This is a genomic window from Octadecabacter sp. R77987, from assembly GCF_042466115.1.
Classification (GTDB): Bacteria; Pseudomonadota; Alphaproteobacteria; order Rhodobacterales; family Rhodobacteraceae; genus SW4.
Map to the genome: position 1 here is coordinate 1,203,466 of NZ_JAXHBQ010000001.1, position 18,116 is coordinate 1,221,581.

Here is an 18,116-nt window from a genome sequence, read left to right on the forward strand (position 1 = left end):
ATCTCAGAACGCCCTAGCCGCAGCAGTTGCCGCGAATGCATTTGGCGGCTAAGAGCACGAACTGAGAGTTTGACATCCTTGCCGTGAGCTAGGTCAAGTACCTTTCAAAATGTGCAATCGTGCGCTCCCATGACAAGTCCGCCATGGCTTCATCAAATCGCGGCGTGCTGTCGTTGTGGAAGCCGTGATTGGCACCCTTGTAGATGTATGCCTCGTAGTTTTTGCCATTGGCGATGAGGGCCGCTTTGTAGTCGGGCCAGCCGGCGTTTACGCGCTCGTCTAACGCGCCATAGTGCAACAGCAATGGCGCTTGGATTCTCGGCACATCCTCTGCGCTTGCTTGCCTTCCGTAGTAGGGAACGGACGCCTTGAGTTCTGGATAGGCCACCGCCGCCGCATTCGCGACGCCTCCGCCATAGCAAAAGCCGGTAATCCCGACGTTTCCGGTTGATCCTTCATGGTTCATCAAAAACTCAACAGCAGCAAAAAAGTCATTCATCAGTTTCCCAGAGTTGACAGTCCGCTGTAGATCTCGCCCCTCGGCATCGTTGCCCGGATATCCGCCCACCGAGGTCAAGCCGTCCGGTGCGAGCGCCATGAAGCCGGCCTTTGCAAGCCGTCGCGCGACGTCTTCAATATAGGGGTTCAGCCCACGATTTTCGTGGACAACGACAACCGCCGGAAGTTTGCCTTCGACACCAGCAGGGCGAACCATATAGCCGCGAACCTCGCCGTGTCCGTTGGGTGACGGATACATGATATATTCCGGCACGATATCAGGATCGTTGAACGAAACCTGTTCTGCCAAGGCGTAGTTGGGCGACATTAATCCTAGGATGGTTGTGGCTGTCATCCCGGCAACCGCGAATTTCGTGGCCCCTTCGAGAAACTCTCGCTTTGTGATCATGCCATGCGCGTAGAAGTTGTAGAGTTCGAGGAGTTTTGGGTCGAAGTCTTTTGCCGTTAGTCGGGTCATAACTATCTCTCCTGAAATTGTGGGATGGTCCGAGTATGACCAATACCCGTGGTCAGACAAAACTTTTTGGTATTCGAACCCTCACCGCGACATCACAATAGTGTGACGATTTCTTCTCCATACGGCAGGCCTCTCGCGGTGAAATTCCAGATCGAAAGTGCTATAATGAGACGTCGATCTAATTGAGTGAAGCATCTGGCGATTGAAGGAAGGACGCAGAATGACCCGCAGACATTACACGCGCCGTGCCGTTGTTGCATCCGCTGGCGCCGCCTTGGCGACAAGTGGTTTAGGCCTGCTATCCGCTGTTCAAGCCCAAGCTCTCGCGCCAACGCCGACCATGCGTGGCGGGGCGAATAACTATCGCCCCAACGCTGCGATTGTTGACCGGATTGGTGGCGGCGGCTTCTGGATGACTGGCACAGTTCGTCGGGCAGGCGACGGGGCACCATTGGCCGGTCAGCGCATTCAAATCTGGGCCCATACAACCGAAGGGCATGAACGTGACCCGCACAGTCATGGCGCGACCCTAACGGACGCAGACGGGAGCTTTCGACTTGAGATGCCGCAGATCGTGCCGGCATTTGGTCAACCTCACGGGCATCTCGCCTATGACAGCGGTGAATTTGAAACCGTGTTTCTGCGACCAGTGATGCAAAGCCCAAGCGACACAAGCCTACATGCAGATTTCGTCCTCGTGCCGGCCTAACGGACGTGCGATCGGAACGTTCGACACGAATGCGAGCCGGCTTGATCTGGGCAATCTTTGCCATTTGCATGATCGGTCCCGCGGGACTGGCTGCGACGAGTCCACTGCTCGCATGGCGAGACCCGATCTATGTCCTCGCTGGGTTTGCGGGGATAATCGCGATGGCCCTGATGCTTGCGCAACCGCTCTTGGCGGGCGGCTACCTACCCGGACTTAATCTCCTTCAAAGCCGCCGAACGCACCGCATGCTCGGCGTCGCGCTCGTGTTATTGGTCGCCCTTCATGTTGTGGGTCTTTGGATTACGAGCCCGCCCGACGTCATTGATGCCCTGACCTTCACGTCACCGACGCCGTTTTCTGTCTGGGGCGTCATCGGGATGTGGGCGATATTTGTTTCGGCTTTGACGGTCGTGTTGCGGAGACGGTTGCGTCTAGCGCCACCTACGTGGCCCCGCGTCCACAAAGCCTTCGCCGTTTTGATCGTGACAAGTACCGCGCTCCACGCACTCCAGATCATTGGCGCAATGGAACCGATATCCAAAGCCCTGCTCAGCGGTCTGATTTTTGCTGTCACAATCGGTGTCATACTCAGGCGCCCCAGACCACAGAGATCGAGATAGATCGACTGTGTCGATTGCGACAGAGTTGGCGACGATGGCCCAAGAACATCCCTGAGGCCATCGTACAATTCGGTCAGCTCACTTGTTCACCCTTTGATCGGGCAGGTCCTGATCCCGAGGATGGAATAGATCGGGCATATTCCCACAAGGCCTGTTGCCAGCGGGACGATGCCAATTAATCCCCACAGAGTTTGTGGGCCGACGAAAACAAGTGACAGCAATGCCAAGCCAACAATGACCCGCAGCACGCGGTCGACGGTTCCTTCGTTTCTAGTCATTTGACGATCTCCTTTGAAAGAAAGTTATGACCAATACTAACAACAGCCCGCGCGTTTCAGCGGTGACAGTGTCACCGATTGTCTGCGGCGACCTGACGCAGTGCGGGGACATCGAGGAGGGCAACGCCTTTGGGTAGCTGTTCTACCAGTCCTTGCTGAACGAATTCTGACAACCGACGGGTCACGTAGGCGCGCCCCGAGGCGGTCTCGGTTGCCAGAGCCGAATGCGACAGAGCAACCACGCCCGCACTGTCGGCAAGTCGAAGCAATGTCCGTGCCAAGCGTGCATCAAAGCGCGTCAAGGCGACCTCTTCAACGAGCGACTGATAGTCGGAAAAGCGCGCGGCAACCGAAGCCATGATCCGGTTTCTGAATGCGGCGTCATCGGCAAGGCGGGTCTTGAACTGGTCTGCGGGGATCAGCTCCCCCTCCAGATCGGTTTCTGCGACGCCTTCGGCGCTGTAGTTTTTTGCATCTATTAGGCAGGAAAATGTCTGCAGACAGATTTCGCCCGGGTTCACACGATATAGGACGACCTCGCGCCCGCTTGTGCCGGACAGCGTGACCTTGATCGTGCCTTCGGACAGTATCACGAACCCCGGGCATTCCTGCCCGGCTTGAAAAATGACCTTGCCTTTGGTCGCTATAAATTTCCGGATCATGTCTTCGGACCACCTGAGTTTAGGCCCATTGTGACTGCAAGAGCGCCTTTGGTCGACAGTCCATGACGTTCCCTTTGAATCAATCCGAGCGAGGGTATCGCAATGATGCATGCAGATGTTTCGCAACCATTTGAGTTTCAGCCCTTAGTCCGAACTTTGGTCCGACCCATGGCAGGTCTTTGGCACGTCGCAATGTGACAGTTCTGTAAAAGATTTATGACGTTCGCCCCGCCGACGTCCTAGTGTTGAATAGGAAGACCACATGACTGAACTGACCCTGAGCGATCCAATCGTAGAACTGGCGCTTCGATTTGCTCTGAATACGTTTGCGATGATTTGCCTGATGTTCGGCATGTTCTACCGCCGCTACCGCGACAAGGAACTAGCAACGACTGCCGCAATGTTTAACGTCTTTGCTTTCGCAGTTCTGACGATCTTGTCGAGTGTGGAATTCAGCATCGCTGCCGGTTTCGGTCTTTTTGCCATTTTGGCCCTGTTCAGCCTGAGATCCGAGGCGATTTCCAAAATCGAAATCTGCTATTTCTTCGGGGCGATAGCGGTTGCTGTGATTTGTTCCGTGTTGGGCACGGGACTAGGGTTCGTCGCGGTGATTATCGTCTTCGTCTTGGCGGCAGCCTGGATTTTGGATCACCCACGATTTCTGCAATCTGCGAGCAGCGCAAAGCTGACCCTTGACCGGATCGAACCTCATGCCCTCTCCGATACCGAGAAGATGCGCGCAGACCTTTCCGAGAGATTGGGGGTCGATGTGATGACCTTTCAGGTCATCGAGTTGAATTACGTCAACGATCTTGCCCGCATCAACGTCTTTTTCCGTACATAGGAGTTCCCGATGAAACACGTTCCCTCAACAGATTGGCTGACTGCGCCGTTTGCCCCCATTTCGCTGGAAGGACTGAACGGAAAGGCTGAAATGATGAGCCGGATCGACAACAAGTTCGTTGTCGAAGGCCCGACGTTGCGCGCGCTTGTTCCTGACCTTGCCCAGACTTTCGATATTCTTGATATCGAGAAACAACGGTCCTTTACCTATGCCACCCGTTACTTCGATGACGACGCCAAAAGCGCCTATTTCGAACACCATCAGGGCGTCAGAAAAGGCTTTAAGGTTCGGGTGCGGCGCTATGTGGATGCAGGGCTTTGTTTTCTTGAGGTTAAAGTGAAAGGCCAGCGCGGCATGACTGAGAAGTATCGCATGCCTTATGATCCCGAAACGCTGGATGCCTTGACCCGTGAGGCGACGGATTTCGCGCAGACGACCTACAGCACCCAATACGAAAAGCCGTTCGACTATGCGCTCGTCCCATCACTTGATGTGCAATACCGGCGGATCACTTTGGTGGCCCGCGAAGGGGGCGAACGGATGACGATTGATACCGATCTGAAGTTTTCGGCAAACGGACGCAATCTGGAAACCGGATCAGACCTGTTCATCGTCGAGACGAAGTCAGCCAACGGTCGCGGCGTTGCGGACGTGTTGTTGCGCTCCGCCAAGGTACGTCCGGCAAAGCGGTGCTCGAAGTACTGCGTTGGTATGGCCGCGATGGGGCAGGTTTCGCGCTACAACCACTTCTTGCCGACCATGCGCCAGCTGGGGCTCGCTCCGTCGTGGCAGCCTTTAGGCCTTTGGTCTGAAACACCATCAGACCTTTTCGCGCATTTGCACGGCCCTTCGTCGATATCGAACTCCGCCGCGGCATGAGACTTTGAGGGCATCGAAACCAGTCCAAGGAGACACCCCATGAAGCCCTCGAACCTCATCGCCAGCGCAATCCTTGCAACAGCAGGATTTATGGCACCCAGCATTTCAATGGCCGGAACGCCAATCAGCATTGACCTTCAGTTGCCCTCTGATCAAAGCGCACCATCCTTCCTTCAAAATGACAGCGATATTGAACTTGTCCGACAGGGACGTGGACGTGGTCGGGGCGGCGACCGTGACCGTGATGACGATCGGGATGACGACCGCAATGATGATCGCGGTGGCCGCGACGACCGCGACGGTGATCGCTCCAGCGGGCGTGACCGCCCCCGCATCCCCGGTGGCTCTGGCTGCGATGATCCGCTCGATCTGATCGAGCATCCGGAGTGCCGCGTTTAGGTCGGCATTCAGCGGTTAAGGAAGTCTTAACCAATTGCCAGACTTTCGTCCGATGCTAACGCGCACTCCCTCCTCTAAATAGGAAGGGGGTGTGCCTCGCCACATCTCATGAACCATCACAAGAATTCAGAGAAATGTTGAAGTTCATCAAGCTCTTACTCGCGACCCTCCTGCTGATTCCCTTCCCGATTGTGATCGAGAGGGCGAAAGACGGCACGTTCCTGTTCGGGGTGGAATTCGCGCATGCCGACCAAGGACGTGGACGAGGGCGTGGCGGCGATGATGATGACGATGACGACGACGACGACGATGAAGATGATGACGACGATGACGATGACGATGACGATGACGATGTCCAGCGGACTGGCCCGAATGGTCAGGGCGCCGGATCAGATCAACTGCAAAGTCCGATCCCCAATCTGCATTTGAGATATCCAAACGGGTGGGACGAGAAAATCCTGAATGGCCGCTATCTGCTGACTGACCCGCAGGGGCGCATGGTCGCCAATCGTAGTGCAACTTACGATGACTGGAGGCGCATGCGGGCCTTGGCGGGGAATTAGCGCCCGCGACATCCGAATCTACTTCTCGGCCCAAGCCTTTTGCGCGATCAGCGCGGCCTCGACACGGTTCCGGGCCTGTAACTTGCTTAGAATGATCGTCATGTAGTGCTTGACGGTCTTCTCCTGGATTTTGAGATCGAGCCCGATTTCTTTATTGCTTTTGCCTGCCGCGACACCCTTCAGGATGTCTTCCTCACGCTTTGTCAGATCGTCAATTGGCCGGTGCTCTGCCTTCTCGCTCTTTTGCATGATCCGAAGCATTTGCGCAGCAAGTCCGGGTGAAACATGCGCTTCACCTGCGGCGATCTTTTGCAGGATGCCACGCAATTCAGCCGCAGAGACCCCTTTGAGGATATACCCCGTCGCGCCCGCTTGCATGGCAGCGGTGACGTCGGCGCCGTCCTCGGACACGGTCAGCATTGCAATCGCGCCGGCTGTGCCCGCTTGCGCGATGCGGGCGGCGGCCGTAATGCCGTTGCCGGGCATCGACAAATCGAGCAACGCCACGTCGGGTTTGTATTGGGCAGCAAGTGCGACAGCCTCCTCGGCGGAGCCACCGATCCCGACCACTTCGAGGGTGCCGGTTTCTTCGATGCTATGAACAAGCCCGTCGCGGAATATCGGGTGGTCGTCAGCGAGGATGATGCGAATGGTCATAGCGAGGCCTCTTCAAAGGGCAAGGTGAGTGTCAGCGTCGTGCCGACGCCCGGATTGGATGAGATATTGAGGTGGCCGCCGATACTCTCTGCTCGGTCGGTCAGTCCGAACAGGCCCTGACCTCCATCGGTTCTAACCTTGCGCGGACGATTGCCGTCAAAGCCCACCCCTTGGTCGGCCACGGTAACTGTCAGAGCCTGGTCATTGGCTGAGGTCGCTACAGAAACCTGATCAACCTTGGCGTGACGGCTCGCGTTTGAAAGCGTTTCTTGCAAGAAGCGGAAAACGCACAATTTTTGCGCATAATTCAGCGAGGCGTTTTTCGGGAATTCCTGATCGATGATGACCCTAAGACCGGTTTGGCGATTGTGATCCTTGACCGCGCGCGCAACCAGTGATTCCAGATCTAACCCATCCAAATCAGGAAGCGCGAGGCCGCGTGAAATGATACGCAACTCGTCCAGCGCCTTATCTAAGGCTTCGCGTACCAATCCCGCGTCTTTGGATAGCGCTTCTTGCCCATCCAGTGCTTCGTCCAGTCGCAATGAGGCAAGAGACAGGTATTGCGCGGGACCGTCGTGAAGGTCCGACCCAATTCGGCGAATGGCACGTTCTGTCTGCGCGGTGGCGCGGGATGATGCCGCGACTGCGCGCTGGCGAAGATCAACATTTTGTGACGAGACTTTCTCGGTCTTGGTAAGTTGTTCCGTCAGGGAATGCCGTTGTTGCCGGATTGTGCGGCCACCCGCCTGAACGATCCAGAACAGCAGCAACCCGCTGGACAGGAACGCACTGCCGACGACCAACCAGCTGGTCTGCCTCGCACTTCGCATGTCAGCATTCAGTTGTTCCGCGACCTCATAGAATTCAGCAACCGCGATCACCTCACCCGTCCAGACTTGGCGGATGGGGCTATAGACTTCAAGCAACGGGATACCCAGCTCTGCCTCGGCCTCATCCTCAAGATCGTTGAGGTCTTCGAAGGCTGATGCAACTTGTCCCGACCAAGCCGCCCTCAATTCATCGGAGGGTTCGAAGACCTGCCCAACAAGGTCCGGGTCAGAAGAATGCACAATCAGCCCGCCATCCAACCAGATCTTGTAAGACACCACCCTTTCACCAAGCGCAGTTCCATCGAACATTTCGGCAAGCGCCTGTCGCGCAGGTGGAGAAAGCGTGTCCGTTTCAGCCAGCTCTTGGCTGAGAGGTGACACGAAGCTTTCCATGAAAAGGGCAGCCGACGCCGCCGAATTCTGAACGACCGACTCTTCAATCCGGTTGGATACCCAATTGCCGACGAGAACCATCGCAACAATCATAACAGTAGCGCCGGCAATCAGAAATTGGCCCGGCAAAGTCAGCTCGCGCCAATGGAGCACTTCAGCAAGTTTTGTCATCAAAGACATATATCTGCCGCCAACACATTTTTACACCGACTAAGGTCTGATAACAGGTCAACCTTGGCTACTCGGATCATTCGAGGGAAAAGGCCGTGGGGTGGCGTGACCGCTTGGCGTTATTGCCAGCCCCAACGCAAATTGTGCCGCGAAGCCTGACGACCCGCGGCACAGAGTCCCGTAGTTTCGATCTACTGCTTAAAGCGACGGCCCTATTCGTTACGCACACGATAGTTGCGGTGGCAGTCTCCACATGCTCCGCCGAGCGGGCCCATCGCGGCCTTCAAGGCATCAAGATCGGTTCCGGCAACGGCCTGCATCGCCAATGCCGCTTCGACAAAAGCTGCGCCCTTATCACCAACATCACTACCTTCAGCCCAGATCGCGGGAAGTGCGCGGGATCCCTCGAAGGATTCGCTGTCGCTTCCCGGCAGCCAGTAGCGAGACTGGGACAATGTCGTCAGAGCGACAATGCTATCGGCGGCGGCAGTTGCGGCAGCTGCGTCGTAGGGCATTTTATCCTGCGCCATTCCGCCAAGGGTCGCGATATGGAACGAGTAAAGCTGCATATGAGACTGGCGGGCATTCACAGAGGTTTCAATCTGTTCGGCGCTGATGTGACCATCGGCGCCGACAAGCGCGCCGATCGAGACCGCAGCGGCGGTTAGACCGGCTAGAACTGGTGTTCGCATTTGGAGAATCCTTGTTGGCTGTGAACAGGGTTGCCGTCAGCCTAACTGTTCGAAAATATGGGAACAGTGCGAATTAATGCGCTCAAGGGTACCAAAAAATGCACAACGAAAACTGGGACGATTTACGCTACGTACTCACTGTCGCCGAGACCGGTTCGGTGTTGCAGGCGGCAAAGCAATTGGGCGTAAACCACGCGACCGTTCTGCGCCATGTCGCCTCGTTTGAAGACCGCCATGGAGCGCCGGTTTTCGAGAGAACCCGAAGGGGTTACCGGCTGCTACCCGATCGTGCGCATGTCATCCATGCCGCGCAAGAAGCTCAGTCAGCGATGAACGAAGTTGCTCGTCTGGCAAGCGGCGGTCGCGCAGCTTTGACAGGCAATGTTAGGATCACTTCAACCGACACGATGTGCGCCATGATCCTACCGGACTTCGCAGCCCAGCTTTCGCAGGAAGACCGCCAATTCAACGTCACGCTCTTGAGCAGCAATACGCATTTGGATTTGATCCGAGAGCAAGCTCATATGGTGGTGCGCCCTACTGTGAACCTGTCCGAAGAATTGATCGGCGACGCAGTAACCAAAATCGGTTTTGCGGCCTATGCGGTCGATGAACACGCGCAGTCTTGGCACGGCTTGACAGGGCCGCCGTCGCGATCCGTCGCAGCGAAATGGATGGCCGATGAGCTTGACCCTGAAACGCTTACCACGGCGAGCGACAGTTTTCTGACATTGCGCGAACTTGCAGTGCATTCGGGCGCCATTGCTGTCCTTCCCTGCTTTGTCGGTGACAGTGACACGCGCTTGGTCCGGTTGCCCAAACGCATGCCCGAGATCAGCGTGCCGGTCTGGGTTGCCCATCACATGGATACGGACACAACCCAGCAGTTGAAGTTGGTTCAAGACCGACTGAAGACTTACTTGGCTGGGCGGCATGAAGTGTTGGCGGGACACTATCACGATTGAACGACTTGGTCCCTAACGTTCGCGGAGCCTCGTCGCCGATATGGTGCCATCGGGCGTGATCCGGCCCCGAACTTCAGCTTCGTCACCAAGCGAGAGCCGATCCTCGACACGGGTTTGGCCCGTTACCGAAAACCTTGCACCGTCAATTTCATTTGGGCCTGTCACATAGCCCCTTAGCCGAATGCGCGCGCCGACAGGCATTGGGGCTGGGTTGCCCGCATCGTCGACGGCACCTTCCTCGATCCAAATGCGGATGGTTTCAATCTGCGCGTCGGTCAGCCAAGGCGGGCCGTCAAACGGCATTCTAGGGGACCCGTACCCCGCGACGCGACGCCAAAGTTCGGAGGCCTCAGCGTTGCCGGGAACCACGACCACACGCTCGCCCCCGCGCAGCACCATCTCAAGGTTGGTAAGCCGCAAGCCTTCTGGTGGCGACGGGTATCTCGAATTGTCCGAATGGCAGACAATGCAGCGCTGTCGCAAGATGGCGTCAACATCCGAGAAGGTCACAATTCCATCGTCGACGGGTGGCTCTTCAACGACCCCAGCAGGGGCGTCAAGCTGTGCTCCTTCGGCAATCCAAGCCTCGATCAGGGCAATTTCATCGGGTTCAAGGAAGGGCGGGCCATCCAAAGGCATTTGTGGTTGTTCGCCCTCACGCAATCGTGTGGGCAGCTTACTTTCAGCGACGTCACCCGGCACGACGATAGGTCCGTTTTCGGACCCGGCAAGGACACCTTCGTGGCTATCAAGGGCAAGCCCTAAGGGCGCGAATTCACCTGCGTGACAAGACACGCAACGCTCGGTCAATAGCGCGCTGACGTCGGGCCAAAGCGGCGATTGCGCGAAGGTGGGAACAGCGAGCACGACGCCGAAGACCGTTGCAGTTATGGCCAGACGTCTACGATTGCGCGCAAAACCACGCTGCGCCGTGGGGTGGTCCGTGAGTGAGAGGCTATGATCGGTTTTCAGGGTCATGGTGATACACATACTTTTTGGGGTCGGTCGAAGGGGAGTTTGCATCGCCCCATCTCAGGATGAGTCAAAGATTGGAAAGCTGTTCTTCAAAACGTGACATGGCGCCACCGGGAATGCGGCCATCAAGATAGCCTTCGGGGGCCCCTGCGATGTCGCCGACAGCAATCGTCATCACCATTCCCATCGCGAAATGCGGCTTACAGCGCACGGCATAAAGGCCGTCGACGTCGAAGGTCACTTCGATTTCTTCGTTGATAGCGCCTTCAAAGACGTCGGCGTCTTCGGGGATCATTTCCGGAATCGATTCAGCATTGTGGCCCCTGTCTGTTGCGACAAATTTCACAGTGTCACCGACCGCAATGCGCAAGAAGGCCGGTTCGAAGATCATGGTTCCAGTATCACCGCGGTTCAACATCTGAACTTCATAATCCTCTGCTATCGCGGCTGATGAGATTGCCGCGCTGAAGACCAATCCGAGTGTAAGTCTGCCTAATGTCATAGTCTTTCCTTTGTGAATTGAACTGGGCGCGGCAAGGATATGTACCGGAAGGGGATGGGCTTCGGCACGGTTCATGCGCCGTCAAATTGACGGTCCGGCGCGCTTTGCTGGGGGTAGGGTGTCAAAGCGCGCCGGACCTTGGGGGACTACGCATACTAGCGAAAGTCATTGTGCCGTCGTCAAAAGACCCGATGGCATTTCTCTGAGGTTAGTCCCCGAGAAATCAATGGACCGATAGATGCCATCGGTGACAAAGACGACGTTCACGGCTTGCCCCCCATTCCGCTTGTTTCGGGTCAGAACGAACCCATGTGTGGCCTGCGAGGCTGCTTGGAGAAACCCACGTGGATCAAGCCCCGCGGGATTGGTGTTGGCGGGGAAACGCAATTGCCCGACACGGTTCAACCAATAGGTCGCGGCCTCCAGATGTCGCGTGGTCAGCGGTTCGACGGACACATAGGTTCGGGTACGCCGTTCCCCTTTGAAGCTGAAAGCTGCATTCCCCGTCGCGGTATCAATCCGGCATCTTGTGACTTCATCGGTTCGAAATCCGTTTCGGCCATCATTGGACGCGATGATGCAATCGAGTGTGCCGCCGGTCTGGGCCTGAACCGTGAGACCAGTAAGCGACATCAAGAGCGCAAGCACGAATGCAAAAAAGGCTCTTTGGGAAGGTTTCAGTCCAATCATTCTCATCTCCTGTGAGCGGCCAATCGTACGGCGAATTCAGGCATTGCACTTGGCAAAAGCCGTTCGCCTGTTCCGAGAGTGCCTTGTGATGATCGAAGGTGGCACTGTCGTTGGTCCGGTGTTGTTTCAGACCTTGGGCTGAAGGGCGTTTGGGGCCGTCGGCATTTACCAATAGTATAGATTTCACTCTTACCAGCGTTTCTGGAACCGCCTTCAAATTCGACGCCCGACTAGTGGCCCTATCTCGAACAAGGCTGGCATTATTCAGGTTGATGTTGCCGCCTTATGGCATTGCTCTTCTGCGCCCCGAAAACCGCGCTGGCCGTTGATACGGCAACCTTCTGGGCGGACGCATCGGACCGGTCGGTGTAGAGTCCAACCATTTTGGATCATCCCAATGGCAGGTCTGGTGAATCTCGCTGCGCTGACGAAGAACCAGTGCTGCAATGGCGAACAAATGCTGCGTTAGCAATAGCCGCAACTGAATAAGGCGGTTTTATCCGCGCCTTGCTCATTGTCCCACGAAATATCGCCGCGCACGACACGAAGGGCCGCTCTTATCGCCGCATTGCCGTGCTCAAGCCAATGCATACGCAGCATAATCTGTGCTGCGAGCGCACGCAGAGAGAAAACCGAATTCACAAGTTGGGCTCGAAGCTGCCGTTCGTTGCAACTTGACCGACTGTCCACTCCCCAGCCAACACATCCTCCCCATTGCCCTTGCCCCCCGCGCCGCTTATGAGGGCTGCGACTTAAGTAAGGGAGCGTCATGCCCGTTCTTGTGATGAAATTCGGCGGCACGTCCGTCGCCACGGTTGACCGGATCCACCGCGCTGCGAAACGTATCGGCGTGGAAGTGGCCAAGGGCTATGACGTGATCGTCATCGTGTCGGCCATGTCGGGCGAAACCAACAAGCTGGTCGGCTTCGTCAACGATACCTCGCCGCTTTATGACGCGCGCGAATATGATGCGGTGGTCAGCAGCGGGGAGAACGTGACCGCTGGCCTGATGGCCCTCACCTTGCAGGAAATGGACGTGCCCGCGCGCAGCTGGCAGGGCTGGCAAGTGCCGGTGAAAACCACCAGCGCCCATTCCAATGCCCGCATTGAAGACATCCCGACCGACAATATCATGGCCAAGTTCGGCGAAGGCATGCGCGTGGCCGTTGTCGCCGGTTTCCAGGGGGTCAGCCCCGAAGGCCGGATCACCACGCTGGGCCGTGGCGGTTCTGACACCACCGCCGTGGCCTTTGCCGCTGCATTCGGGGCCGAGCGCTGCGATATCTACACGGACGTCGACGGCGTTTACACAACCGACCCGCGCATCACATCCAAGGCGCGCAAGCTCGACAAGATCGCCTTTGAAGAAATGCTGGAACTGGCGTCCTTGGGTGCGAAAGTGTTGCAAACACGCTCGGTCGAGCTGGCCATGCGCTACAAGGTGCGCCTGCGGGTGCTGTCATCATTCGAGGAACAGTCCGACGACGCAGGAACGCTCGTCTGTGACGAGGAGGAAATCATGGAATCCAATGTTGTGGCCGGTGTGGCCTATTCCCGCGACGAGGCGAAAATGACGCTGATTTCGGTGGCCGACCGCCCCGGCATCGCCGCCGCGATCTTTATGCCCCTGTCCGAGGCAGGTGTGAACGTCGATATGATCGTGCAGAACATCTCGGAAGAGGGGCGCACGGACATGACGTTTTCCTGCCCCGTCGATCAGGTGAAACGCGCCGAAAAGGCGATGAACGCGGCCAAGGAAAGCGGCAGCATCAACTTTCACGATCTGGTCGCTGACGAAGGTGTCGCCAAGGTCTCGGTCGTCGGCATCGGGATGCGCAGCCACACAGGCGTTGCGGCGAAAATGTTTCAGGTGTTGTCCAATGAGGGCGTGAACATCAAGGTTATCACCACATCCGAGATCAAGATTTCCGTGCTGATTGATCGCAAATACATGGAACTGGCCGTGCAGGCCCTGCACGACGCGTTCGAGTTGGAAAAGGCCTAAGACCGCCCGAAATCAAGCCGCAGGCGCCGGGCGATCGGCGGCCTGCCCCATGAGCTATCAATCGCCCTAGACGCCACCAAATCGCGGCACGTCATCCCGTTCCCGCGGCAATCCATAGCTTAACCCCCGTCCGATCCGGTGCGCCAGAATTGACCAGCCTTGCGCCAACAGGGGCGGCAACTCCTGTTCCAACACCTCGTCAAACAGCGTCAGCCAGACTGGAAAATGCGCGGCGTGAACATTGCCCGCCTGCGCGTGAACCTGCATCGGGTTGCCGTCATAAACACGCTGCAACAACAGCGCGTTACGCCAAAAGCGTCCGATCTTTTCCTCGTGGGTCGGCCAGTCGCAGATATGCGCGGCAAAGACGGGGCCAAGTGTGGGGTGTGTGCGCACGCGCGCGTAAAACCGCGCCACGACAGCATCAATCTGCGCCTCACTCACATCAATGCGCGGCGGCAGGCTCATGCAACGATGATCCAGACGATCACAAGTGCAACCGACAGGTAAACCAACGTATTGATCATCCAGCGGATCAACCCCGCGTCGCCTTCGGGGTCCACGCCCATGTATTCGCAGGCCTTGGTGCCGGGCCACAAAACAATATCGGAAAATGTCATCGGGGCGCTCCTTATCTGGTATTTCGGATGCGGATTAACTACTGCTTTTAAATACGCATTGTAAATGCTAAATAAAACCCATGCAGCTTGATAAATTCACCGACTACGCCCTGCGCATCCTGATGACCCTCGCCGTGCGCGCGCCTGATCGCGTGGCCACGTCGGAAATCGCGGCGCTGTTTGATCTCTCGGACAACCACCTGTCCAAGGTCGCGACCGAACTGGCCCGCGCAGGTTTTGTCAAATCGGAACGCGGACGCGGTGGCGGGTTAACGCTGGCGCACGCACCCGACCAGATCACCATCGGCGCGGTCGTGCGCGCCGTGAAACGCAGCGGCCCCGTGGTCGAATGTTTCGGCACGAAGTCCTCCTGCCTGATCCTGCCCGCCTGCGGGCTGCGCGACCCGTTGGCACAGGCGCAAGAGGCCTTTTTTGCCACGCTTGACGGATACACACTGGCCGATGTGACAGCGCAGCGCGGCGCCCTTTCGGCCCTTCTGACGCCATGAATTACTGCAAGCCGCCCAAATTTCGGGCAGCGCGGGGGCAACCTTTCCTCTCCCCCTTACCCGCCGACTCGCCTATAGGTAGGGCAATGAACTGGGGGCAGAATGCCACAAAAGGTTGAAACAGAAAGCCGCAAGCTGCTGGGCCGCCTGCGCGATGCAATGGCCAAGGACAGCGCCGGACAGGCGCGCCTTGATGAAATCGTGCGGCTGATTGCAACCTCGATGCAGACCGAAGTCTGTTCAATCTACCTGTTCCGCGACAGCGAAACCCTTGAACTTTGCGCCACCGAAGGGCTGCAAGCCGAAGCGGTGCACCAAACCCGCATGCGCCTTGGTGAAGGGCTGGTGGGCCGTGTCGCGCGCTCCAAACGCACCGTCAACGAGGCCGACGCGCCCTCGGCCAAAGGGTTTCGCTATATGCCCGAAACAGGCGAAGAACGGTTTTCATCCTTCTGCGGTGTTCCCGTGCAGCGCCTTGGCGATGTGCTGGGCGTGCTCGTGGTGCAATCACGCGATGCGCGCGAATTTTCCGCCGACGAGGTTTACGCCCTCGAAGTTGTCGCGATGGTGATCGCTGAAATGACCGAACTGGGTGCCTTTGTCGGCGATGGCGCAGCCCTTTCGGCGCGTCATCAGCAGCCGGTCATGATCAAAGGCACTGTCGGTCAGGAAGGCGCTGTGGCGGGGAATGTTTACCTGCACGAACCCCGCGTGGTCGTCACCAATCCGATTTCCGACGACCCCGAGGCCGAAACCGCGCGCCTGCGCGAGGCAATCGACACCCTGCGCATTTCCGTCGATCAGATGCTTGACCAGACAACGACCGTGGACGCCGAACAGGTCGAAGTTTTGCAGGCCTACCGGATGTTTGCCAATTCGCGCAGTTGGATGCGCCGGATGGAGGCAGACATCGACAACGGTCTGTCCGCCGAAGCGGCCGTTGAAAAAGAACAGTCGCTTGCGCGCACCCGCATGAACGGATCGGGCGATGCCTATCTGCGTGACCGCCTTCACGACCTTGACGATCTGTCCAACCGCCTGCTGCGCATCCTGACCGGCCAGGGCAAGGACACCGGCGCGGAAATGCCGGAAAATCCGATCCTTGTGGCGCGCAACATCGGACCGGGTGAATTGCTGGATTATGGCAAGACCCTGCGCGCAATCGTGCTCGAGGAAGGCTCGGTGGGCAGCCACGCTGCCATTGTTGCCCGTGCCTGGGCGATCCCGTTGGTGATCCACGCCAAGGGGGTGCTGACCGAGGCTTTGAACGGCGATGCGATACTGGTTGATGGCGAACAGGGCATCGTGCACCTGCGCCCCGACGATGCGGTGCAAACCGCGTTTCAGGACAAGATCGCGATGCTGACCCGCGCGCAGGAACGCTATGCCTCCATTCGCGACCTGCCCGCCACAGCCAAATGCGGCACGACAATTGCCTTGCATATGAATGCTGGGCTGATGGCTGATCTGCCTTCGCTTGCCGGGTCGGGTGCCGAAGGTGTCGGGCTGTTTCGCACCGAACTTCAATTCCTGATCCGCAACAAGATGCCCCAACGGGCTGAACTTTCCGCACTTTATGCAAGGGTCATGGATGCTGCAGGCGGGAAACGGGTGGCGTTTCGCACGCTTGATATCGGGTCCGACAAGGTCCTGACCTACATGAAGCCCAACGACGAACCCAATCCCGCGATGGGCTGGCGGGCGATCCGTGTGGGGCTGGATAAACCGGGTGTGTTGCGCATGCAGTTGCAGGCGTTGATCCGTGCCGCCAACGGGCGACCACTGGCCGTTATGTTCCCGTTCATCGCCCAACTGGAAGAATTCCGCGCAGCGCGCATCGAAATGGACAAGGCCATGGCGCGCGAACGCGTGCTAGAGCACCCTTTGCCCGCAAAAGTGGAAATCGGGGCGATGCTGGAAACGCCCAGCCTTGCCTTTGCCCCCGAAGTCTTTTTTGAGGAAGTCGATTTTCTGTCGATCGGTGGTAACGACCTCAAGCAGTTTTTCTTTGCTGCGGATCGTGAAAACGAACGGGTGCGCAAGCGCTATGACACGCTCAATGTCAGTTTCCTGACGTTCCTTGAACAGATCATCACCCGCTGCGCTGCGTCCAATACCCCGCTCAGTTTCTGCGGCGAAGACGCGGGCCGCCCGGTCGAAGCCCTGTGCTTTGCGGCCTTGGGTTTGCGCACCCTGTCGATGCGCCCCGCATCAATCGGACCAGTCAAACACCTGTTACGGCGCAGCAATCTGGGCGAGGTCAAAGCGGTGATCGACGCCGCCCGTGCGCGCGGCGACCAATCGGTGCGCGGCGCTGTTTCGGACTGGCTGCGCGATCAGAACGCCACCGGCTAGGCGCGTTTGACGGGCAGCTTTTGCGCGACCAAATCCGCATGAAAGGCGGCTAGAACTGCGTCGGCACCGTGGTCACGCGCCAGGGACCGCAGCCCGAAATGCACATGCGCCATTTCCGTGTAATAGGTCATGAAGGCGTAATTCGTGCCGGCCCCCGCCGCCGCACCAAGGATCGGCACCGCCTGCGTGGCCAGTTTTTGGGACAACACAGCCGCAAAGCGCGGGGCAATGCGGGCGATCAAGCCATTCACAGCCGCGCCGGACAACGCCAGACGCGCGCCAATAAAGGCGGTGTCGATGCCATCGTCCTCCTTACCCGGCCCGCCCGATCCAAAAACGCGCAGACACTCAAGACGGGTGTCTTCCGCCATCGGATCTTCGCCGTGCGCTTGCGCCACTCCTTGCACCGCGCGAAAAATCACGGTGGTGGCCACTGGCAGTTCCGCAAGCGCCGTCGGCAAGCCGCCAACCCCGCCCAAAGCGCCGGAAATCGTTGCCAAAGCACGGTGCGCACGGTCCGTTCCGACCAAGCGCTGACCAATCCGGCCGCGCGTGTGCCCTGCGATGTCATAGGAACTGCGCAGCGCGTGTTTCGCGGCACCCTCGACCTGCTGGCGGGTCTGGGCGGGCAACAGCTTGAGCCCGTCCTCGACCTGTCCACCAACGAAATTCACCATCTGCATGATCACGCCATTGGCGCGGTATTGCCGGGCTGCAAGGGCCGCCACACGGGCGCGCGCGATTTCATTCAGCGGGATCAGCGCAGGTTCGGGATTGACCAGTTTCATTTCAGGCAGATCGTTGTCCATCGCTTATAGA

22 protein-coding genes are annotated in these 18,116 nt (G+C 57.8%); 9 read left to right on the top strand and 13 right to left on the bottom strand.

Annotated features, from left to right (window positions below):
* Positions 1 to 88: 88 nt before the first annotated feature.
* Positions 89 to 976: a YghX family hydrolase gene (gene yghX / locus SJY21_RS06050; protein WP_377507624.1), complete on the bottom strand. Its 888-nt coding sequence runs from the start codon at positions 974 to 976 to the stop codon at positions 89 to 91.
* Between the two features lie 220 nt (positions 977 to 1,196).
* On the opposite strand from yghX, the gene SJY21_RS06055 reads away from it, so the two are divergent.
* Together SJY21_RS06055 and SJY21_RS06060 are read left to right on the top strand one after the other, a co-directional pair.
* Positions 1,197 to 1,685 (top strand): twin-arginine translocation pathway signal, encoded by a 489-nt coding sequence (locus tag SJY21_RS06055; RefSeq protein WP_377507627.1) that lies wholly within the window; start codon positions 1,197 to 1,199, stop codon positions 1,683 to 1,685.
* A 68-nt stretch (positions 1,686 to 1,753) separates the two neighbouring features.
* On the top strand, positions 1,754 to 2,305 hold the full coding sequence (locus SJY21_RS06060) for a ferric reductase-like transmembrane domain-containing protein (RefSeq protein WP_377507630.1): 552 nt from the start codon (positions 1,754 to 1,756) through the stop codon (positions 2,303 to 2,305).
* Between the two features lie 86 nt (positions 2,306 to 2,391).
* Here SJY21_RS06060 and SJY21_RS06065 read toward each other — a convergent pair whose 3' ends face one another.
* Positions 2,392 to 2,583 carry a DUF2892 domain-containing protein gene (locus SJY21_RS06065; protein WP_377507632.1) on the bottom strand — a complete coding sequence of 64 codons (192 nt, stop codon included), beginning with the start codon at positions 2,581 to 2,583 and terminating at the stop codon, positions 2,392 to 2,394.
* 71 nt (positions 2,584 to 2,654) lie between these two features.
* The gene (locus SJY21_RS06070; protein ID WP_377507635.1) at positions 2,655 to 3,245 is read right to left on the bottom strand and encodes a Crp/Fnr family transcriptional regulator; all 591 of its coding nucleotides are present in this window, start codon (positions 3,243 to 3,245) and stop codon (positions 2,655 to 2,657) included.
* Between the two features lie 262 nt (positions 3,246 to 3,507).
* On the opposite strand from SJY21_RS06070, the gene SJY21_RS06075 reads away from it, so the two are divergent.
* Both SJY21_RS06075 and SJY21_RS06080 read left to right on the top strand, forming a co-directional pair.
* Positions 3,508 to 4,089: a DUF4956 domain-containing protein gene (locus SJY21_RS06075; RefSeq protein WP_377507638.1), complete on the top strand. Its 582-nt coding sequence runs from the start codon at positions 3,508 to 3,510 to the stop codon at positions 4,087 to 4,089.
* A 93-nt stretch (positions 4,090 to 4,182) separates the two neighbouring features.
* Positions 4,183 to 4,968 carry a polyphosphate polymerase domain-containing protein gene (locus tag SJY21_RS06080; protein ID WP_377507640.1) on the top strand — a complete coding sequence of 262 codons (786 nt, stop codon included), beginning with the start codon at positions 4,183 to 4,185 and terminating at the stop codon, positions 4,966 to 4,968.
* A 105-nt stretch (positions 4,969 to 5,073) separates the two neighbouring features.
* Here SJY21_RS06080 and SJY21_RS06085 read toward each other — a convergent pair whose 3' ends face one another.
* The gene (locus SJY21_RS06085) at positions 5,074 to 5,349 is read right to left on the bottom strand and encodes a hypothetical protein (RefSeq protein WP_377507643.1); all 276 of its coding nucleotides are present in this window, start codon (positions 5,347 to 5,349) and stop codon (positions 5,074 to 5,076) included.
* Positions 5,350 to 5,501: 152 nt separating this feature from the next.
* Between SJY21_RS06085 and SJY21_RS06090 the strand changes: the two genes are divergently transcribed.
* Positions 5,502 to 5,930: a hypothetical protein gene (locus SJY21_RS06090; protein WP_377507646.1), complete on the top strand. Its 429-nt coding sequence runs from the start codon at positions 5,502 to 5,504 to the stop codon at positions 5,928 to 5,930.
* Positions 5,931 to 5,948: 18 nt separating this feature from the next.
* Here the strand turns inward: SJY21_RS06090 and SJY21_RS06095 are convergent, their stop codons facing one another.
* From SJY21_RS06095 to SJY21_RS06105, 3 genes are all read right to left on the bottom strand, one after another.
* On the bottom strand, positions 5,949 to 6,587 hold the full coding sequence (locus SJY21_RS06095; protein ID WP_377507648.1) for a response regulator: 639 nt from the start codon (positions 6,585 to 6,587) through the stop codon (positions 5,949 to 5,951).
* The gene (locus SJY21_RS06100; protein ID WP_377507651.1) at positions 6,584 to 7,984 is read right to left on the bottom strand and encodes a sensor histidine kinase; all 1,401 of its coding nucleotides are present in this window, start codon (positions 7,982 to 7,984) and stop codon (positions 6,584 to 6,586) included. Before SJY21_RS06100 ends, SJY21_RS06095 begins: the two co-directional genes overlap by 4 nt.
* 212 nt (positions 7,985 to 8,196) lie before the next feature.
* Positions 8,197 to 8,676 (bottom strand): c-type cytochrome, encoded by a 480-nt coding sequence (locus tag SJY21_RS06105; protein ID WP_377507653.1) that lies wholly within the window; start codon positions 8,674 to 8,676, stop codon positions 8,197 to 8,199.
* A gap of 98 nt (positions 8,677 to 8,774) precedes the next feature.
* Here SJY21_RS06105 and SJY21_RS06110 point away from each other — a divergent pair, with 98 nt between their 5' ends.
* Positions 8,775 to 9,641, top strand: coding sequence for a LysR family transcriptional regulator (locus SJY21_RS06110; RefSeq protein ID WP_377507656.1), 867 nt, complete (start codon positions 8,775 to 8,777; stop codon positions 9,639 to 9,641).
* A gap of 12 nt (positions 9,642 to 9,653) precedes the next feature.
* Here SJY21_RS06110 and SJY21_RS06115 read toward each other — a convergent pair whose 3' ends face one another.
* From SJY21_RS06115 to SJY21_RS06125, 3 genes are all read right to left on the bottom strand, one after another.
* Positions 9,654 to 10,619: a c-type cytochrome domain-containing protein gene (locus SJY21_RS06115; RefSeq protein ID WP_377507659.1), complete on the bottom strand. Its 966-nt coding sequence runs from the start codon at positions 10,617 to 10,619 to the stop codon at positions 9,654 to 9,656.
* A 64-nt stretch (positions 10,620 to 10,683) separates the two neighbouring features.
* Positions 10,684 to 11,193, bottom strand: coding sequence for a pseudoazurin (locus tag SJY21_RS06120; RefSeq protein ID WP_377507662.1), 510 nt, complete (start codon positions 11,191 to 11,193; stop codon positions 10,684 to 10,686).
* Between the two features lie 90 nt (positions 11,194 to 11,283).
* Positions 11,284 to 11,808: a hypothetical protein gene (locus tag SJY21_RS06125; protein WP_377507664.1), complete on the bottom strand. Its 525-nt coding sequence runs from the start codon at positions 11,806 to 11,808 to the stop codon at positions 11,284 to 11,286.
* A 769-nt stretch (positions 11,809 to 12,577) separates the two neighbouring features.
* Here SJY21_RS06125 and SJY21_RS06130 point away from each other — a divergent pair.
* A complete protein-coding gene (locus tag SJY21_RS06130) occupies positions 12,578 to 13,813 on the top strand; it encodes an aspartate kinase (RefSeq protein WP_377507667.1) in 1,236 nt (411 codons plus the stop codon).
* Positions 13,814 to 13,879: 66 nt separating this feature from the next.
* Here the strand turns inward: SJY21_RS06130 and SJY21_RS06135 are convergent, their stop codons facing one another.
* Positions 13,880 to 14,281, bottom strand: coding sequence for a group III truncated hemoglobin (locus tag SJY21_RS06135; RefSeq protein WP_377507670.1), 402 nt, complete (start codon positions 14,279 to 14,281; stop codon positions 13,880 to 13,882).
* Positions 14,278 to 14,433, bottom strand: coding sequence for a hypothetical protein (locus tag SJY21_RS06140; RefSeq protein ID WP_377507672.1), 156 nt, complete (start codon positions 14,431 to 14,433; stop codon positions 14,278 to 14,280). The genes SJY21_RS06135 and SJY21_RS06140 overlap by 4 nt, the downstream gene beginning before the upstream one ends.
* 80 nt (positions 14,434 to 14,513) lie before the next feature.
* On the opposite strand from SJY21_RS06140, the gene SJY21_RS06145 reads away from it, so the two are divergent.
* Both SJY21_RS06145 and ptsP read left to right on the top strand, forming a co-directional pair.
* A complete protein-coding gene (locus tag SJY21_RS06145) occupies positions 14,514 to 14,942 on the top strand; it encodes an RrF2 family transcriptional regulator (protein ID WP_377507675.1) in 429 nt (142 codons plus the stop codon).
* A 102-nt stretch (positions 14,943 to 15,044) separates the two neighbouring features.
* Entirely contained in the window at positions 15,045 to 17,297 is a 2,253-nt protein-coding gene (ptsP, locus tag SJY21_RS06150; RefSeq protein ID WP_377507678.1) for a phosphoenolpyruvate--protein phosphotransferase, read from the top strand.
* Here the strand turns inward: ptsP and SJY21_RS06155 are convergent.
* On the bottom strand, positions 17,294 to 18,106 hold the full coding sequence (locus tag SJY21_RS06155) for an EcsC family protein (RefSeq protein ID WP_377507680.1): 813 nt from the start codon (positions 18,104 to 18,106) through the stop codon (positions 17,294 to 17,296). The genes ptsP and SJY21_RS06155 overlap by 4 nt on opposite strands.
* Between the last annotated feature and the right edge of the window lie 10 nt (positions 18,107 to 18,116).

Coding starts and splice junctions, on each gene's coding strand:
- yghX (WP_377507624.1), bottom strand. CDS start 976: ATGACCCGACTAACGGCAAAAGACTTCGACCCAAAACTCCTCGAACTC.
- SJY21_RS06055 (WP_377507627.1), top strand. CDS start 1,197: ATGACCCGCAGACATTACACGCGCCGTGCCGTTGTTGCATCCGCTGGC.
- SJY21_RS06060 (WP_377507630.1), top strand. CDS start 1,754: ATGATCGGTCCCGCGGGACTGGCTGCGACGAGTCCACTGCTCGCATGG.
- SJY21_RS06065 (WP_377507632.1), bottom strand. CDS start 2,583: ATGACTAGAAACGAAGGAACCGTCGACCGCGTGCTGCGGGTCATTGTT.
- SJY21_RS06070 (WP_377507635.1), bottom strand. CDS start 3,245: ATGATCCGGAAATTTATAGCGACCAAAGGCAAGGTCATTTTTCAAGCC.
- SJY21_RS06075 (WP_377507638.1), top strand. CDS start 3,508: ATGACTGAACTGACCCTGAGCGATCCAATCGTAGAACTGGCGCTTCGA.
- SJY21_RS06080 (WP_377507640.1), top strand. CDS start 4,183: ATGAGCCGGATCGACAACAAGTTCGTTGTCGAAGGCCCGACGTTGCGC.
- SJY21_RS06085 (WP_377507643.1), bottom strand. CDS start 5,349: ATGCTCGATCAGATCGAGCGGATCATCGCAGCCAGAGCCACCGGGGAT.
- SJY21_RS06090 (WP_377507646.1), top strand. CDS start 5,502: ATGTTGAAGTTCATCAAGCTCTTACTCGCGACCCTCCTGCTGATTCCC.
- SJY21_RS06095 (WP_377507648.1), bottom strand. CDS start 6,587: ATGACCATTCGCATCATCCTCGCTGACGACCACCCGATATTCCGCGAC.
- SJY21_RS06100 (WP_377507651.1), bottom strand. CDS start 7,984: ATGACAAAACTTGCTGAAGTGCTCCATTGGCGCGAGCTGACTTTGCCG.
- SJY21_RS06105 (WP_377507653.1), bottom strand. CDS start 8,676: ATGCGAACACCAGTTCTAGCCGGTCTAACCGCCGCTGCGGTCTCGATC.
- SJY21_RS06110 (WP_377507656.1), top strand. CDS start 8,775: ATGCACAACGAAAACTGGGACGATTTACGCTACGTACTCACTGTCGCC.
- SJY21_RS06115 (WP_377507659.1), bottom strand. CDS start 10,619: ATGACCCTGAAAACCGATCATAGCCTCTCACTCACGGACCACCCCACG.
- SJY21_RS06120 (WP_377507662.1), bottom strand. CDS start 11,193: ATGAACCGTGCCGAAGCCCATCCCCTTCCGGTACATATCCTTGCCGCG.
- SJY21_RS06125 (WP_377507664.1), bottom strand. CDS start 11,808: ATGATTGGACTGAAACCTTCCCAAAGAGCCTTTTTTGCATTCGTGCTT.
- SJY21_RS06130 (WP_377507667.1), top strand. CDS start 12,578: ATGCCCGTTCTTGTGATGAAATTCGGCGGCACGTCCGTCGCCACGGTT.
- SJY21_RS06135 (WP_377507670.1), bottom strand. CDS start 14,281: ATGAGCCTGCCGCCGCGCATTGATGTGAGTGAGGCGCAGATTGATGCT.
- SJY21_RS06140 (WP_377507672.1), bottom strand. CDS start 14,433: ATGACATTTTCCGATATTGTTTTGTGGCCCGGCACCAAGGCCTGCGAA.
- SJY21_RS06145 (WP_377507675.1), top strand. CDS start 14,514: ATGCAGCTTGATAAATTCACCGACTACGCCCTGCGCATCCTGATGACC.
- ptsP (WP_377507678.1), top strand. CDS start 15,045: ATGCCACAAAAGGTTGAAACAGAAAGCCGCAAGCTGCTGGGCCGCCTG.
- SJY21_RS06155 (WP_377507680.1), bottom strand. CDS start 18,106: ATGGACAACGATCTGCCTGAAATGAAACTGGTCAATCCCGAACCTGCG.